General features: G+C 72.7%; 1 protein-coding gene and 1 pseudogene. Both read right to left on the bottom strand.

From position 1 onward, the window contains the following. Positions 1–73: 73 nt before the first annotated feature. Positions 74–1,066, bottom strand: coding sequence for an AAA family ATPase (locus ACXJLU_RS33345; protein WP_073462622.1), 993 nt, complete (start codon positions 1,064–1,066; stop codon positions 74–76). A 9-nt stretch (positions 1,067–1,075) separates the two neighbouring features. Continuing rightward, positions 1,076–1,376 (bottom strand): annotated as a pseudogene (locus ACXJLU_RS33340) (DUF4350 domain-containing protein); the annotation flags it as partial.

The following is a 1,376-nucleotide window of genomic DNA, read 5'->3' as shown; positions in this document are numbered from 1 at the left end:
CGCGAGCGCGGCGGCGGCCACCACCGCCACGGCGGCACGGCTGGGGATCAGGCGCAGGCGCATCGGCAGCGGCTCACAGGCGCGGCGCGGCCACGCTGTCGACCATCGCGGCCAGCAGCTCGCCGAGCGCGCGGCCTTCGAGCTGCGCATCGGGCGCCAGCATCACGCGGTGGCGCAGGGCCGGCAGCGCATGCTGCTTCACATCGTCGGGCGTCACGAAATCGCGCGCCTGCATCATCGCGGTGGCCCGCGCCGCGCGCACCAGCGCRATCGCGCCGCGCGGCCCGGCGCCGGCCGACAGGCCCGGCCACACGCGGGTCGCCCGCGCCAGCCGCACCGCGTAGTCGAGCACCTTGTCGTCGACGCGGATGAACGACACCAGGCGCTGCAGCGCCAGCACCGAGCGCTCGTCCAGGCGCGGCGTGATCGCGTCGAGCGGGAACTGGTCGCCGGCGAGCTGCTCGGTGGTGCGGCGCACGATCGCGGTCTCTTCGTCCTGCGACGGGTAGCCGATGTCGATCTTGAACAGGAAGCGGTCGAGCTGCGCCTCGGGCAGCGGGTAGGTGCCTTCGGTGTCGACCGGGTTCTGCGTCGCGAGCACCATGAACGGCTTGTCCAGCGGCAGCGTCTGGCCCTCGATCGTCACCTGGTACTCCTGCATCACCTCCAGCAGCGAGCTCTGCGTCTTGGCCGGCGCGCGGTTGATCTCGTCGGCCAGCAGCAGGTTGGTGAAGACCGGTCCGCGGTGCACGCGCAGCGCGCCGACCGGTGCGCCCGCCTCGCCGCGCGCCTCCAGCACCGCGTGGCCGGTGATGTCCGACGGCATCAGGTCGGGCGTGAACTGCACGCGGGCGTAGTTCAGCGACAGCGACTTGGCCAGCGTGCGGGCGAGCAAGGTCTTGCCGAGGCCGGGCACGCCTTCGATCAGCACGTGGCCGCTGGCCATCAGCGCCACCAGGCATTGGTCGACTGCCTGCTGCTGGCCGACGACGGCCTTGCCGACCTCGCTGCGCAGTTCGTTCAGCAGTTCGGCGGCACGGGTCAGGTCGGTGGGTTTGATCTGCATGGAGGGTCCTCAGGAAGCGGTGTGCAAGGCGGCCAGTCGGCGGCGCGCGGTTTCCAACAGTTCGAGCACGGGCGGCAGGTCGATGCGGCGGCGCGGGATGCTGCGGTCGAGCGCGAGGCCGAGCGCCGCGGCATCCAGCCCGGTCAACTTCGCGATGGCCGACGCGCGGGCGCCGCGCTCGAGTTCGTCGTAGCGCATCACGTGCAGCCGGGCGGTCTCGTCGAGCGCGCGCACCTGCGCCGCCTGCAGCGCGAGCGGGCCGTGGCGCCACAGGAAGCGCGCGGTGCCGGTGACCTGCTCGACCATCGAG

The sequence above is a fragment of the Rhizobacter sp. P5_C2 genome (assembly GCF_054049715.1).
This window is presented reverse-complemented; position numbering and strand designations above follow the sequence as displayed.